At 44.7% G+C, this 15,267-nt stretch carries 14 protein-coding genes and 1 tRNA gene; 10 read left to right on the top strand and 5 right to left on the bottom strand.

Features of this window, described 5'->3' with window-relative positions:
* The first annotated feature begins 25 nt into the window (after window positions 1-25).
* The 3 genes from flgA (at window position 26) to flgN (ending at window position 1,645) form a co-directional block, all read left to right on the top strand.
* Complete coding sequence (gene flgA / locus MHN09_RS00590) at window positions 26-742, top strand: flagellar basal body P-ring formation chaperone FlgA (protein ID WP_014948590.1); 717 nt, start codon at window positions 26-28, stop codon at window positions 740-742.
* Between the two features lie 102 nt (window positions 743-844).
* Entirely contained in the window at window positions 845-1,174 is a 330-nt protein-coding gene (gene flgM / locus MHN09_RS00585) for a flagellar biosynthesis anti-sigma factor FlgM (protein ID WP_014948589.1), read from the top strand.
* A 39-nt stretch (window positions 1,175-1,213) separates the two neighbouring features.
* Window positions 1,214-1,645 (top strand): flagellar export chaperone FlgN, encoded by a 432-nt coding sequence (gene flgN / locus MHN09_RS00580; RefSeq protein WP_039234146.1) that lies wholly within the window; start codon window positions 1,214-1,216, stop codon window positions 1,643-1,645.
* Window positions 1,646-1,791: 146 nt separating this feature from the next.
* Here flgN and MHN09_RS00575 read toward each other — a convergent pair whose 3' ends face one another.
* Complete coding sequence (locus tag MHN09_RS00575; RefSeq protein WP_014948587.1) at window positions 1,792-2,277, bottom strand: LPP20 family lipoprotein; 486 nt, start codon at window positions 2,275-2,277, stop codon at window positions 1,792-1,794.
* Window positions 2,278-2,577: 300 nt separating this feature from the next.
* Between MHN09_RS00575 and MHN09_RS00570 the strand changes: the two genes are divergently transcribed.
* The 4 genes from MHN09_RS00570 (at window position 2,578) to smrA (ending at window position 5,325) form a co-directional block, all read left to right on the top strand.
* On the top strand, window positions 2,578-3,759 hold the full coding sequence (locus MHN09_RS00570; RefSeq protein WP_239238543.1) for a flagellar assembly protein T N-terminal domain-containing protein: 1,182 nt from the start codon (window positions 2,578-2,580) through the stop codon (window positions 3,757-3,759).
* A gap of 484 nt (window positions 3,760-4,243) precedes the next feature.
* A tRNA-Arg gene (locus tag MHN09_RS00565) sits at window positions 4,244-4,318 on the top strand.
* 132 nt (window positions 4,319-4,450) lie between these two features.
* Window positions 4,451-4,576, top strand: a complete 126-nt coding sequence (locus MHN09_RS21345) for a hypothetical protein (protein ID WP_014948577.1) — start codon at window positions 4,451-4,453, stop codon at window positions 4,574-4,576.
* Between the two features lie 161 nt (window positions 4,577-4,737).
* Window positions 4,738-5,325: a DNA endonuclease SmrA gene (gene smrA / locus MHN09_RS00560; protein WP_239238540.1), complete on the top strand. Its 588-nt coding sequence runs from the start codon at window positions 4,738-4,740 to the stop codon at window positions 5,323-5,325.
* A gap of 169 nt (window positions 5,326-5,494) precedes the next feature.
* On the opposite strand, the gene MHN09_RS00555 is transcribed toward smrA, so the two are convergent.
* Window positions 5,495-5,635, bottom strand: coding sequence for a hypothetical protein (locus MHN09_RS00555; protein WP_162889815.1), 141 nt, complete (start codon window positions 5,633-5,635; stop codon window positions 5,495-5,497).
* A gap of 259 nt (window positions 5,636-5,894) precedes the next feature.
* Entirely contained in the window at window positions 5,895-9,782 is a 3,888-nt protein-coding gene (gene purL / locus MHN09_RS00550; protein WP_239238537.1) for a phosphoribosylformylglycinamidine synthase, read from the bottom strand.
* Window positions 9,783-9,958: 176 nt separating this feature from the next.
* On the opposite strand from purL, the gene mltF reads away from it, so the two are divergent.
* Window positions 9,959-11,362 (top strand): membrane-bound lytic murein transglycosylase MltF, encoded by a 1,404-nt coding sequence (gene mltF / locus MHN09_RS00545; protein ID WP_239238535.1) that lies wholly within the window; start codon window positions 9,959-9,961, stop codon window positions 11,360-11,362.
* 265 nt (window positions 11,363-11,627) lie between these two features.
* Window positions 11,628-11,783, top strand: coding sequence for a hypothetical protein (locus tag MHN09_RS00540; protein ID WP_014975860.1), 156 nt, complete (start codon window positions 11,628-11,630; stop codon window positions 11,781-11,783).
* A 104-nt stretch (window positions 11,784-11,887) separates the two neighbouring features.
* Here the strand turns inward: MHN09_RS00540 and tadA are convergent, their stop codons facing one another.
* The gene (gene tadA / locus MHN09_RS00535; RefSeq protein WP_049585992.1) at window positions 11,888-12,511 is read right to left on the bottom strand and encodes a tRNA adenosine(34) deaminase TadA; all 624 of its coding nucleotides are present in this window, start codon (window positions 12,509-12,511) and stop codon (window positions 11,888-11,890) included.
* Between the two features lie 323 nt (window positions 12,512-12,834).
* On the opposite strand from tadA, the gene MHN09_RS00530 reads away from it, so the two are divergent.
* The gene (locus MHN09_RS00530) at window positions 12,835-13,062 is read left to right on the top strand and encodes a hypothetical protein (protein ID WP_156079099.1); all 228 of its coding nucleotides are present in this window, start codon (window positions 12,835-12,837) and stop codon (window positions 13,060-13,062) included.
* A gap of 75 nt (window positions 13,063-13,137) precedes the next feature.
* Here MHN09_RS00530 and MHN09_RS00525 read toward each other — a convergent pair whose 3' ends face one another.
* The gene (locus MHN09_RS00525; RefSeq protein ID WP_156078002.1) at window positions 13,138-15,105 is read right to left on the bottom strand and encodes a cation:proton antiporter; all 1,968 of its coding nucleotides are present in this window, start codon (window positions 15,103-15,105) and stop codon (window positions 13,138-13,140) included.
* Window positions 15,106-15,267 lie beyond the last annotated feature (162 nt).

Below are 15,267 nucleotides of genomic sequence, written 5' to 3'. Positions count from 1 at the left end.
TGTAAACTGAACACGAAAAGTCATGATGAAAAATATGAACGCCAAAACGCGCCTTACATTCACACGATTACTGTCATTGACCGTTTTCAGTGTGCTTTCTATGAACTGCTTGGCGACACAAACCAATCACAAACAGGTTGAAGAAGGCGCAAAACAATACCTAATAACTCAACTTGCTGATAATACGCAGGATACTAGCATTGATGTGTCTATTGTGAAGATAGACGATAGGATAAATATTCCTGACTGCCCAACTGGGTTCGAATACAATGCGTCGCAAGAAGCGCTGAGCCAATCGTATATATCAGTTAGAGTGAGCTGTAGAAATAATGAATGGTACCTTTTTACCAGCGGGCAAGTAACGCGTACCAAAGAAATTGTTGTCACTCAAGGCGCAATAAGTCCAGGAACCGTACTGACATCATCGAATCTCTCTCTGGCAAAAGTTGATGTAAGACGATTACGCCATACCGCATTTACTGAGCTAGAAGCACTTATTGGGGCTAGAATAAAACGCCGAGTGACTGACGGACAAGCTATACAGTCAAATATGCTATGCTTTGTGTGCAAAGGCGACAGAATTACCATAACTGCTGAGGTAGCAGGTATGGAAGTGAAAACAGCCGGAATCGCTCAGCAAGACGGTGTTGTTGGTGACAATATTAAGGTAATTAATGCCAGTAGCCAAAAGGCGGTGATAGCAAGAGTCGCAAGCCCTGAAGAAGTCGTGATACACTTATAAACGAGGCAGCGAATATCTACTTTTTTGTTCACAATTTAGCTAAAGAAATTAGCCAAAAGGCCGATACACTTTACAGAGGCGAAAAAGTAGTGAGGACTAATTATGGCAATTAACAATATAAACAATGGGTTACCGAAAACACCCGTTGATAATGGAAAGGTTGCGCAGCAAAACCAAACGCAGCAATCTCCACAGCAGGCATCAACACAGGCTGCGCAAACCGCATCAGTTCCGCGTCAGGATTCTGTATCGTTGACGCAATCTGCTCAGCAGCTCAACCAGGTTCAGAAGAAAGGTTCGGAAGCGCCTGTGAACCAAGATAAAGTCGATCGCCTTAAGCGAGCGATTCAAAGTGGCGAGTATAAAGTTAATCCTGAAGTGCTTGCCAACAAGATTGCAAAACTAGAAGGTGAGATTTTTGGCGCTAAATAGTGAGCGACAAAAATCGTAACTAACCAGAAGAGAGCTAACGTGACTGAACAAGCAAGCCAATTGACACAAGCACTAATAAAGCAAGTGGAGCAACTGTCTTCACTTGCCGTATTGCTTGAAAAAGAATTGCAACTTATCAGTTCGCGAGACGCAGAATCTTTAATGAACTTATTAGACGAAAAGACAGCACTGTTAACGTCTATTCAGGCTCTCGATGGAAGCATTGAGCGCACAATTAGCGATCAAGGCTCAATGTCAGAAGAAGATGAAGCATTAATGGCTAATGCAAAGAAACTTCTGGACGATTGCAAATACCGCACACAAGTCAATCAAAAAGCCGTAGAGCAAGGACAGCTACGCCTCACACACTTACGTAACTTGATGATGGAAGTTCGTGCCAAAGAATCGCTCACCTATGACAAAAAAGGAAAGCCGAAAGGCGGGACTTTAGGGTCGGGAGTGAGCGCTTAATTTTTTTGCGATTTCAGTAAACCCCACTCAGCGAGCTTTAACCATTAAGCCTTAACCGGTAAAAGTAAATTATATCTCTGTGAATTTGCGCATGTTTTAAGACTTCACGATACAGCCGCTTGCGCAATCACCCCTTTCGCTAACGTTTAATAATACTTAACATCCTTTACTCGGCGCGGTTTTGCGGTCGACAGGTATATATCGTAAACCTGCTGCATATCTAAAGCGAGTTCGGTGACGTATGTATCTTCACCTACCGGATAGGCTTTTACGACTTCAGCGCCTCTAATGACCCCCTCTACAGATGCTCGCAATGTTTCGCTATCTATAACCAAGTGAGACAGAGACTGATTGCCTTCAATTTTTTGACCATAGACTTGTTCAGTGAGCTCTCGGTATGCATCTAATTTTGACGCTTTCATCGCCATTATAAGCTTCATGCTGTCGCTTTCGCCATGCTGAGAAGAAATTGGCGCATAGCCCACCGCCTTGAGCACGGGATAGCTTTCTGGTTCTATTGTTTCCCACTCAACGTGTTTATCAATAATGCCGCATCCACCAGTGCTTATTGCTAAACCAAGAAAGCAAGACAGCAGCAGCGATTTTGATTTATGTATTTTTTTCAAGCACATAGTTTCATTTCCAAATTGCATTATTAATAAAATCAAATGTGTAGTTACGCTGCTCTCGTCGGTGGCAGCCTTGTAACTACGAGATACCGCCATACCCGCGGTAGCAGATTTTGACATATCTAAACTGACGCTTTTTACAAACCTTTAGCAAGATACGCATTGCAAGATATGTGCAAGATATGCGCCCGATTGATTTAATGGCGACGAAACCACATCAACTGGCACTCTTTTCGCATACTTCGCTTTAGAAAGCGGGCGCTTTGCATAGCGCAGTTAGACAAAAACCTCCAGAGGTGTGCGGTGCGACATATTAGCAAAACAACGCTGGTAACTATTTTAAATGCTGTCGTGGCGGTAATTTGCCTGTTTGCATTTTTCGTTGGGCAAGCAAATGCCGTGTGGTACGAGGCTACAGGACAGGCTGTGGTGCGAAATGGTGATAAGGAAACTGCCAGACATGCGGCTACCCAAGAGGCACTTAAGCAAGCCATGCTTTTTGCAGGCGCGTCAGTTCATAGTGTCGCGAAGCTTACAAATGGTCTTCTTAAAAATGAAGAGATGACCATTCGCTCTACCGGCGAAGTTGAACAACTGGAACTGGTTGATGAAGTTTATAGCGGCGATGTTATTACGGTAAGTATTCGCGCTGACATTTTTCCAAGAGGAAAAATGTGTGCCGCACAAAATGACCAAAAACATTTCGCTACTACACACTTCAGGGTACGTAACAGAGCGCAGCTTACACAGGGTAATATTCCCAATTTCGATGCTTCATTCACCCAGCAGTTAGCGCAGGCCATGCGAAATAAAACTGAAAACCTAGATATTATCTATATCGCGCCACATACTGCAAAATTTGACAGTCGATATACTGACCAAAATGTACGCACGCTTTCAGCGCAAAGTAATACTCAATTTGTGCTGGTGGGCATGATAGATGATTTAAGCGTGACACGGGAAGAGGCTTCGGTTTTTACACCGTGGCGTGAGGGTACTTCTCGACGCTCCTTTGCTATGACCATTCAGGTCTATGACGGCATTAATGGAGGCCTGTTGTTGACTAAGTCTTATCAGAATCAAGGAGAATGGACATTCGACAGATTCGAAGATGTAGATGAATTTTCGACAAAATTTTGGCAGTCGCTTTATGGGCAAACCGTCAACGCGGCAATAGCAGAAGCGATTGAAGACATAAAAGAAGCCACTGCATGCCAGCCAATGACAGGTAGAGTGATTAATGTTGCCGGCGATAAAATTTCTGTATCGTTAGGCAGAGACAATGGCATTTCTGAAAAAGATGAACTATACCTTTATCAAGCTAAAGAGATTGTCGATAACCGTGGCCGTAAATACTTACAGTACTCGCTATATCCTGGCAAATTTGTAGTGAGTAGTGCCTACGGTAATTCGTCTCTGGTAGTAAACGAAGGTGCAGGAATTATCGCAAACATTCAAGAACACGATTTTGTAGTAAAAAAATAGTCTTTCTCGATCTGCCTTAAACAGTTTAGAGTTCCCAGTTTATATAGTACTTTCGTCATCTAAGTGAAATAATTGCCTTTGGAAATGTATCGAACATCAATTACTTCAAGCATTGAATAAAGTGTAACTATAATCTTTTACTTCAATTCGTTTTTGTTAGAATCCAAACTATCGTAGGGATTTTGTTCAACAAAACATGCTGTTTTGTCCAACAGCGGCATATAAAATTATCAAATTGAACAATCCCCATACACTGCTCTTTAGATTTACGAGACTAGCGGTACACTTTGATATTTAAAAATACGCTGACCATAGCCAAAGCCCTCGTATCTACGAGGGCTTTTTATATGCATTAGAAAACCAGGCCACGGGCTCATTACTTTCACGTCAATGACAGAGACATTCTTCTCATAGCGCTGCACCTTGTTGACAAAGGGTTTCGTATTTTCCCGAACTACGTATAATAAAACTCCCTACGCATTAGGTCCCCATAGTTTAATGGATAAAACAAGGCCCTCCTAAGGCTTAGATGTTGGTTCGATTCCAGCTGGGGACGCCATTAATTGCGCAACGTTTCTGCTTTTTAGTAAAGATGCTTATACACACCGTCGCCTGTAATATTGAAGAATTTATTATACTTTGGTTGTAATTTAGCCAATTTAAGTAATACTCTTCAAAACAGGAGAGCATTATGACTTTCGATTTCCCCCCACCTGATAATGCTGATAGTTGTGCCGAAACAGCTGAGCAGTGCCCATTTTCTGAAGAAGAGTGGGATGCTATTGAAGCTTTAGCGGAACCCGGTGCCATTTACTAAACGATGATTTTTAGAATTTAATCCCCACTTTATAATTACACTGCAATCGACGGTGCTGCTGTTCGTTGCGCCCGGTGATATATCGAGCGGTTATGCTCCATAGACCAACGGGGCAGAAATAGCGTATAAAAGATAGAGAAGTAGCTTATACGGGGATTAATATGAGCCAATTTGAAAACGACGATATCGATTCGTTTTTTGCAGAAATGCAAGATGTAAAACCAATCGCTTCAGATGATAAGGCTTTATTACACGATCCTGAAAAGGCGCTCGCTGAAAAACAAAAACGAGCGGCTAGGCAGTTAAGCGTCCGCGAAAAACTCGCTAATCCACTGAGTATGGAAGGTGTAAAGCCGGTACCTCCTGATAATTTCATACACTTCCAGCAGCCAGGTATTCAAGACGGCGTTTTTAAAAAACTTCGCCTTGGTAAATACCCTCTAGAGGCCAACGTAACACTTTCAGGGAAAACCTTAGAACAAAGCCGAGACCTGATTTATAGCACCATTAAATCTAGTCACGAACGCGGGGTTCGTGCACTGCTCATAAAACATGGAACAGGTGAAAATAGCAAACCCTTTCCCGCTTTGAAAAAAAGTTATGTTAACCATTGGCTAAGAGAACTAGACGAAGTCATTGCCTACCATACGGCTCAACCCATGCACGGAGGCTTTGGTGCTACATATGTGCTTTTGAAAAAGCATCCGCAGCAGAAATTAATTAACAGAGAAAAAAATAAGAAAGGATAAAATGAGAGGCAAGAACTCGTTGAGTCAGCTTTACCTTTTTGGACTTGTCTTTAGGTGTAACTTTTAGGCTTTCTCATGAAGCGCTATATGCTGAAGGTTTTTATTGTCCCCTAATGATTAACGCCCGTATCAAGCAACTTGATACGGGCGTTAGAATTTTTCTTTCAGACTACTTAACTGAAGACTGCACACTTAGCGTTGTTGGAGCTTCGGCAGACTTCGCAGATGTGCTAAAAACAGCAGTTACGAACATCAGCACTACAGCTACAGCCACTCCGGTTAAGCCAAACCCTTTAGAAGAACGATTCATCGGTCGTCTCTTATTATTTAAACCAGCCGGCACATGCCTTTCACTGGTACAACCCTAACTCAACTCCTGTAACCTAATTGCATTCCTTGCTTGCACTACAATAGATCAGTGACAAACTGATGACAAGGGCAAAAATCAGATTTTTGACACTTTGCCAAAGCTTTGACACCTATTTATGGTATGAACGTTTATTAAACAGTATTTTTTCGAAAGATAAACAGGGGTTTCCCCCTGTTTTTATCGAACTAACAGTGCTTTGTTACCCAACAAATTTACGGGCATTTCTGAAGATACGCATCCACGCACCATCTTCTTGCCAATCGTCTGGACGCCACGAGTTTGCCACGGCTCTGAATACACGTTCAGGGTGCGGCATCATAATTGTGCTTCGCCCGTCCTGTGAAGTTAAGCCTGTGATCCCCTGCGGTGAACCATTCGGGTTTGCCGGATATTGCATGGTTGGCTTGCCGTAGTTGTCTACGTAACGCATCGCCACCTGCGCGCCTACTTGTGACAGCGCGTTGTCATTGGCAAATTCAGCTTGGCCTTCACCGTGCGACACAGCAATAGGCATACGCGAACCTGCCATGCCATCAAGCAGCACAGACTTAGACTCCATCACTTCGACCATTGCAACACGAGCTTCAAATCGCGCCGACTGGTTGGTCACGAAATGTGGCCAATGCTCAGTACCTGGAATCAGTGATTTAAGGTTCGATAGCATCTGACAGCCGTTACACACACCTAAGCTGAACGTATCGTTACGGTTGAAGAAGCCTTCAAACTGGTCGCGAGCCATGCTGTTGAACAATATAGATTTCGCCCAACCTTCACCTGCACCTAATACATCGCCGTAAGAGAAACCGCCACAAGCCGCAAGGCCCGCAAACTGTTCAAGGGTAATGCGACCAGCCAACACGTCACTCATGTGCACATCGATAGCATCAAAGCCTGCACGGGTAAATGCAGCCGCCATTTCTAGATGCGAGTTTACGCCCTGCTCTCTTAATATCGCCACTTTTGGCTTAACGCCTTTGGCAATATAGGGCGCTGCTACGTCTTCGTTTACATCATAAGACAACGCAGCATGCAAACCTGGGTCGGCAGCATCTTGCTTTGCCGCGTGTTCTTGTTCAGCACACTCAGGGTTATCACGCAGTTTCTGCATTTCAAACGTGGTTTGTGCCCACGTTGTACGCATTGATACGCGGCTATCTGCAAGTACAGCAACGCCACCGCGACTAAACTCAATCATGTCGGTGCTATTAAGCGTACCGATATCGTGAGTCAATTCAGTTAAACCGAATTCAGTCAGTACTGCGTTAACGGCATCCATATCGCTTTCAAGCACTTGGATTACGCCACCTAGTTCTTCATTGAACAATACGGCAATGTCGTTTCCAACTAGGCTATCAAGGTTAATGCTTACACCTGTTTTACCAGCAAAGGCCATTTCAGCAACGGTGGTAAACAGGCCACCGTCTGAACGGTCGTGATATGCACACACCAAACCTTTTTCAATTAACGTCTGCATTGCGTCAAAGAAGGCTTTAAGGCGAGTTGCAGAGACCACATCTGCTGGGCTATCACCAAGCTGAGTATAGACTTGTGCCAGGCAGCTCGCGCCCAAGCGATTTTTCCCTTCGCCCAAATCGAGTAGCAGCAAGCGACTTGCGCCTTTGTCTGTACGTAGCTGAGGCGTTAGGGTTTTGCGAATATCTTTTACTGCACCAAACGCTGAAATAACCAGTGACAGCGGAGAAGTCACCGCTTTATCTTCACCGTTGTCATTCCATGCCGTTTTCATAGACATAGAGTCTTTACCCACAGGAATGGTTAGGCCTAGCTCTGGGCAAAGCTCCTCACCCACTGCTTTAACCGCTTCATAAAGACCCGCATCTTCACCTGGGTGTCCAGCTGCTGCCATCCAGTTTGCTGACAGTTTAATGCGCTTAATATCGCCGATGTTTGCTGCGGCAATATTGGTTAACGCTTCACCCACAGCAAGACGTGCAGACGCGCCGTGCGATAGTAACGCGACAGGCGTACGCTCACCCATCGACATCGCTTCACCGTGGTAGGTGTCAAACGCTGTTGCAGTAACCGCCATATCTGCCACTGGCACCTGCCATGGGCCTACCATTTGATCGCGACTTACAAGGCCGGTAACCGAACGGTCGCCAATGGTGATAAGGAAGGTTTTCTCTGCCACGGTAGGCAAAGATAAAATGCGATTTGCTGCATCACTTAAGGTAATGCCTGCCTCGTTTAGCGCTGGCGAGCTAACCTTGGTCGAGCTTACGTCGCGGTGCATTTTAGGCGGCTTGCCTAAAAGTACATCAAGAGGCATATCGATAGGTTTGTTGTCAAACTGGCTGTCGTTCAGGTTGAGGTGCTGCTCGACAGTGGCTTCACCAACCACAGCAAACGGCGCGCGTTCGCGGGCACAAATTGCTTCGAACACTGGCATATTTTCAGGCGCGACAGATAAAACATAGCGCTCTTGAGATTCGTTACACCATAGCTCCAGAGGTGTCATACCTGGCTCATCTGACAATACTTTTCTAAGTTCAAAGTTACCGCCGCGGCCACCGTCATTAACCAGCTCAGGCAGTGCATTTGAAAGACCACCTGCGCCCACATCGTGGATAAACTGAATAGGGTTGTTATCCCCTAGCTGCCAACATGCATCAATCACTTCCTGACAGCGACGCTCCATTTCAGGGTTGTCTCGCTGTACTGAAGCGAAGTCTAAATCTTCGTTTGACTGGCCAGATGCCATTGATGAGGCTGCACCGCCGCCAAGACCAATGTTCATTGCAGGGCCGCCAAGCACAATAAGCTTAGCGCCTACCGTAATTTCGCCTTTTTCAATATGCTCGCGACGAATATTACCTAAACCACCAGCTAACATAATAGGTTTGTGATAGCCGCGCACTTCAACACCGTTGAAGCTATTGACTTCTTGTTCAAAGGTACGGAAATAACCCAGTAGCGCAGGACGACCAAATTCGTTGTTAAACGCTGCGCCACCTAGTGGGCCTTCAAGCATAATATCAAGGGCGCTTACAATGCGCTGTGGCTTGCCGTATTCGAATTCCCACGGCTGTTCAGCACCAGGAATACGTAAGTTAGATACGGTAAAACCAACCAAACCCGCTTTAGGTTTTGAACCACGACCAGTAGCACCTTCATCACGGATTTCACCACCAGAGCCTGTTGCCGCACCTGGGAAAGGTGAAATTGCCGTTGGGTGATTATGGGTTTCTACCTTCATCAAAATATCAATATTTTCATGATGGTATTCGTATTGGTGTGACTGCGGGTTCGGGAAGAAACGACCTGCTTGCCACCCTTCCATTACCGCTGCGTTATCTTTGTAAGCTGAATACACATGATCAGGTAACAACTCGTAGGTGTTTTTGATCATTTTAAACAGCGACTTTTCTTGGTCCTCGCCGTCAATGGTCCAGCTAGCGTTAAAAATTTTGTGACGACAGTGTTCAGAGTTTGCTTGCGCAAACATATAAAGTTCAACGTCAGTCGGGTTTCTGCCTAGCTTAGTAAAGCTATCAAACAGGTAGTCAATCTCATCATCAGCTAAAGCAAGGCCTAACGACACATTTGCATTAACTAGCGCGTCTTTGCCTTCGCCTAATACATCTACACTGGTAAAAGTATTGGCTTCGGTATGTGAAAAGAGTACCGCAGCTTCATCAGTATTGGTGAACACTGATTCGGTCATTCTGTCGTGTAAGAAACTAGCGATAAGCGCAAAATCATCTTCACTCACACCGTTTTCTGTTTCTATATAAAACGCACAACCACGTTCTATGCGGTTGATATTTTTTAGACTGCAGTTGTGAGCGATGTCGGTGGCTTTAGAAGACCAGGGAGAGATAGTGCCGGGGCGAGGAGTAATGAGGAAGAAGGTTCCAGAAGGGGTTTGTGCTTGCCTCGCGGGGCCGTAAGTGAGCAGCTTCTCGAGTATCTCTATTTGCTGCTTAGACAAGTCACCTTGGGAATCGACTAGGTGAACATATTCGCTATATAGGTTTTTAACCCTAACGCCGGATTGACCCAGCTTTGCAATCAGTTTAGTTTGGTTAAACTCTGATAGTGCAGGAGCGCCTCGAAGGACCAACATATTGATTTACCTGGTTTGTTAGAAACAACGACCACCAATGCGACGCGTTGCCTCTTGGATTGATGAGTATTTCGGCGCGGATTATAGAGTAATTATGCGCAGTAAGTAACCTCATAACGCGCTTACATGAACTTTTTTTTAAACTTAGATGGTTTAATGACAACAAGTAAAGGTCTATGCAGTCACAAGACTATAAAAAACGATTAAAACTACAATTAATAATCATATTATCTATTGCTGTTATAAGTTGTGGCGTTCCTTCCGTACCCACTGCCCTTTCTTCATTGTTGGAACGAGAGTCGATCCGCGTGGGAACCGTTTATGGTGCAGGAACATTTTATAACGGCGCAGAGGGGCCGCAGGGTTTTGAATATGAACTGCTGGCAGGATTTGCCGATTACCTTGGCGTGACGCTCGACCTTTACCCCTTCTACAGCTATGAAGTCATGTTAGAACAGTTAGAAGAAGGTAATCTGGACATTGTCGCGACAGGCGATGCGGTAACGCCTTCACTTAAAAGTCGTTTTGCTTACGGCCCAGCCTATCAACACGTTCAACAAGAGCTCGTCTTCCAAGCAGGGACATCGAGACCTAAAGACTTATTAGAACTTGATGCCCCTATTGTTACTGTGGCAGGTAGCAGCCAAGCTCACTTACTGTCTAATTTATTAGACGAGGTAACCGACCAAGCAAGTGATGGTGAAAACCCAATAATAAAAACCCAACTTGTTACCACCGAAGATTCTGACTCTGAAGAACTGTTGCAACAAGTTGCCAATGGCGACATTGCCTATACGGTAGCAGACAGCAACCGTCTAGCCCTTCAGCGCAGGCGATATCCTAACTTAGCCGTGGCAAAAACCCTTAATGAAGATATGCCGATGGCATGGGCACTCCCATTACATCAAGATGACTCAGTGAAAGCAGCGCTGATTGAATATTTTGGTACTGTACATCAGTCAGGCTGGTTTACGGTGTTAGAAGACAAGTACTTTGGCCATATTCGCCAGTTTGATTACGTCGATAGTCGTGCGTTTAATTATGCCGCCGAGACAGCACTTGCCCAATACAAACCCTTATTTCAACAGTATGCAGGTGAATTAGACTGGCGACTGCTTGCGGCCATGAGTTATCAAGAAAGTCACTGGGACAGTGACGCTATTTCAAGAACTGGCGTTCGCGGTCTAATGATGCTCACCATGGATACGGCAAGTGACTGGAACGTAGATGACAGAACCGATCCTGAACAAAGCATTCGCGGAGGCTCTCGTTATTTTGCCAGTTTGCTCAATCGCATACCTGCGCGAATTAGCGAGCCAGATAGAACCTGGATGGCTATGGCGTCGTATAATATAGGTATGGGCCATTTAGAAGACGCACGCATTCTTACCGAGCAACAAGGTGGCAATCCAGACCTTTGGGTAGATGTAAAGCGTCGCTTGCCACAGCTTAGGCAAAAGAAATATTACCGTACTACTCGCTATGGCTATGCAAGAGGCGATGAAGCGTTACAGTATGTGGAAAATATTCGTCGTTATTATGACAGCTTAGTATGGTTGGACGAACAAGGAAAAATTTGACGCAGTTCACCTTACTTCTCTCTTGAAAACTGTCATTTCGATGTCATCTTTGTACTGTACCCTAAAAAGAAGTTAGTCAGACACTGACTTACTTTCTCAGAATAATTATTTTCTCAACGATGACAAGCTCTAGAAGAGCAGCGGCTTTTAATGACAACATCTCTCGAATAACGTGAGACTTGTTCAAATAAAGAGAGCTGCGCACAACGGAAGAAAAGTGGTCACGAAAAACATAAAGTGGCCACAACGCGAGAAAGGAGAACAAATGAAAAAAAATCGATTTATGAAAAAAGGAATAAAATTGAAAAACAACAACAGACGCAGACTTATGCTTAAGCGTTGTCACCAAAAAGTACTTCAGCGCCGCAAGCTATTTGTTACCAGCGATATGTTCACTCAGTTAACCCGTACGCCTGGCTAAGCCACCTCTATGCCATCTGGTTCACAATGATTGACCATGTAACCGGTATATACCAAATGGGCGAAAACACGAATAAGCACAACTTCAAGCGGTACCATAAAACACTAGTTTGAAGCATCCCCCTCTAGCAGTCTTTTCGCCTTTTTGGCAGCCTTTATTTCTTTCCTGCGCTTGCGAAAAAAATCTGACAATTTGTTAGCACATTCGTCAGCTAATACGCCAGATACAACCTCAAGTTGATGATTAAGCGCAGGATGTTGCAATAGGTTCATGACCGAGCCCGCAGCGCCTGTCTTCGCATCCTTTGCGCCAAACACCACCCGCTTTACCCGTGCATGTACCAGCATACCTGCGCACATAGAGCAGGGCTCTAATGTCACATACAACGTAGCATCAATAAGTCGGTAGTTTTGCACCGCAGCTGCTGCTTCTTTAACAGCGCGTAGCTCTGCATGCGCAGATGGGTCATTATCCGTTATCGGCGTATTGAAGCCTTCACCGATAAGCTCACCGTTTAATACTACGCAGGCGCCGACTGGCACCTCACCAATCGACTCAGCCTTATCGGCAAGCGTTAACGCATGCCTCATCCACATTATGTCTTCTTCTGTCGCGATGTCTTCCATTGCGATTTCAGTCAACGGCTCCTGCACAGCCTCTTTTTCTTGCGTTTGCTTGTTTGCAAGGTCGAAATTTGGTGTTGGACGGTTGCTATTTTGGTCACTCATTCGTCAATTTTGCTACTTTACTTGGTGAAATTCATTAATATTTATTTTGTATTAGCTTAGGTAAACATTCTAACTTCTTAGAAAGTAATGACTTTTGTCACTTGGCAACCTACTTGCAATCTCTCATTATAACACTGCTAGTGTGATGGACTTAACAGGTTACATTTTTTACTAAAAAGTATGTTAGATAACCGCTATAGTACCTGAAGCGAAGCAGTAATTTTACCGATGAGTATTTAACTAAATACGGGGTGAATTAGGCAACAGGCCAAATTTTCACCTACACTGTTTTAAAGCCATTTGTGAGGGATACCACCGTGAATATGACCGCGATTGCAATAGTAGCCATTTGTGCCTGGGCCTTAGTTTCCATTGTCGAAAGTGCAAAAGACAAAAGTAAGAAGAAACTTAGCAGCAAAGAAACCGATGCTTATAAAGCCGAAATTGCAGAGCTTAAGGAACGAGTTTCTGTGCTTGAGAAGATAGTGACAGACGAGCGCTACGACCTAAAAAAGCAATTTGCAGACTTAGAAAGCGACCGCGTAGCGTAAGCTTGAACTCACGTAATTCAACACATGTTCCATGGCAAGCGCGCTAGACTAAACAACGCTAAGTTTAACTGCGTGCTAGCTCCCTTCTAATAGTTTTCGCTCTGCTCGCTCCACACGCCGGGGTTTACCCGCAATCACTAGCACGTCATGGGCTTGCAAAATAGCGTCTTGGTCTGGGTCTTTAACTTCATTTCCATTCCGTCTTAGGCCCTTAATCGCTACTCGCATTCTCGAGAAATCGATATCTTTTATGGCTTTGCCAATACAGGAAGCGTGTTCGGACAACACCACAGCATGGATAAACTCTAACTTGTCTTCTGTGCCATAGGTGATCTCTGTTGTTTCTCCCGGGTAAAAGCCGTGCATATGATCGTAGCGACCTTTTCTCTCAGCTCGCACCCGCTTTAAAATACGAGACATTGGCACGCCGGCGTAATGCAGCACCTGCGATACCAACATCAAGCTCCCCTCTTGCAGCTCTGGCACGACTTGATTGGCACCCGCGCTGTATAGGCTTTCAAGCTGGTAGTCTCGTTTGGTACGCACCATAACATCTGTAGTGCTCGTAATGCTTCGGGTCTGCGTTATCACCTGCTTGGCCTTATCGACTTGATCAAACGTAACAAGCACAAGCTTGGCACCTTCTACATTGGCAGTAATCAATATATCTTTTTGACTCGCATCACCGAAGATGACGGGCTCTCCCGCGTTTCGACTCTCGTGTACTCTGACAGGATCCATATCTATGGCAACAAAATGAATGCCTTCCATTTTCAGCATACGTGCTACCGACTGTCCAACGCGGCCAAACCCACAAATAATGACGTGGTTGGTTAACGGCTCTGCATTACCAAAGCTCACATTGTCATCGAACGAGATATCCTTGTTAACAATACGCCTTGCTATAGTGACGCTGTTATTCATAAGCCACGGGGTTAACGCCATACTGATTACACCCATGCACACAATCAGCGATGACTGCTCTGACGTTAACACGCCGTGTGTCGTAGCAAGCGCAGCAATTACAAAACTAAACTCGCCAATCTGACAAAGTTTAACCCCAGCAGACCAGCCATCTATTACATCGGTTTTAACTAATAGAGATGCGCCTCTTACTAAAATGACTTTAACTATCATCAAAGCAAAAACGCCAAAAACAATCTCAAACAGGCTGTTCCACAGTACAGTGAGTTCTAACTGCATACCCACGGTAACAAAAAATAACCCCATTAAAATATCTCGAAACGGACGAATGTCGGCTTCAAGTTGATACTTGTATTGGCTTTCCCCCAACATCATACCCGCCAAGAAAGCGCCTAGCGCCATGGATAGCCCGAAGTAATAAGTTAGCCCTCCTGCCAATAGGGCAATCAATATAGTGGTCAGAACAAACAGCTCGTCAGTCCTTGTTCTTGCTACCTCTCTAAACACCCAAGGTAGTAACCACTTACCCACTGACATTAGAAACGCAATGACAAACACACCTTTAAGCAACGCCTCGCCTAAAGCTAGCGCAATACTTACTTCACCAGTCTGGGCTAAAAGAGGAATAGCAATTAGGAACGGAACCACCGCTAAGTCTTGAAAGAGTAAGATACTCACCGCTAATTGTGTACGCCTGTTATTAAGAATGCCCATTTCGGTAGCTTGCTTAATTACAATAGCGGTTGAGCTTAACGCCAGCGTACCACCAATAATGATGGACGCACTCATTGGAATGCCGAGAAACAGAGGAACACAGGTAAACACTGCCGTGGTAAACACCATTTGCCCTAATCCTACACCGAATACTAAAGAGCGCATTGCCAACAATTTAGGTAACGAGAACTCAAGACCAAGTGAAAAGAGCAAAAACACTATGCCCACTTCAGCGAGCAGGTGCATTTCTTCTGGGTGGGCAAACACAGATAATAGTTGTGGACCCGCGAGTACGCCGGCAAACAGATAAGCAAGAATAGGAGGGAGATGAATGCGTTTAAATAATGCGACCGCACATACCGATATAAACATCAATATCACGATATTTAAAAAGCTCGTCCCCACACTACCTCCTAAAGCTACATAAACTTCCATTTGTAAAACAAGCGCGATAAATCACGCGATTTTACGCTTTAAACTAAAGACTAGTGCCTGAAACACTTTGTTGGCATCTAGTTTGCAAAATCCCCTGTGTAAATGCAGATCCGGCAAGTTTTGCCGCTGTGA

The organism is Alteromonas sp. MmMcT2-5 (assembly GCF_022348315.1).
GTDB classification, from domain to species: domain Bacteria; phylum Pseudomonadota; class Gammaproteobacteria; order Enterobacterales; family Alteromonadaceae; genus Alteromonas; species Alteromonas macleodii.
The sequence above is the reverse complement of the archived record's forward strand: the minus strand, read 5'-3'. Positions and strand labels throughout refer to the sequence as shown.